Consider the following 250-nt stretch of genomic DNA (forward strand, 5'->3'; position numbering starts at 1 on the left):
GCTCGACCTGCGCGGCACCAGCATCACCGCGCTGCCGGACAATCTGACCGTGGGCGGCTCGCTCGACCTGGAAGGCACCAGCATCACCGCGCTGCCGGACAATCTGACCGTGGGCGGCTCGCTCGACCTGCGCGGCACCAGCATCACCGCGCTGCCGGACAATCTGACCGTGGGCGGCTCGCTCGACCTGGAAGGCACCAGCATCACCGCGCTGCCGGACAATCTGACCGTGGGCGGCTCGCTCGACCTG

The 250-nt window shown here is 70.0% G+C and carries 1 pseudogene; it reads left to right on the forward strand.

The window, feature by feature from the left end:
• A pseudogene (locus HX884_RS26955) lies at window positions 1–250 on the forward strand (hypothetical protein); the annotation flags it as partial.

The organism is Enterobacter sp. SECR19-1250, assembly GCF_013391025.1.
Lineage (GTDB): Bacteria > Pseudomonadota > Gammaproteobacteria > Enterobacterales > Enterobacteriaceae > Enterobacter > Enterobacter cloacae.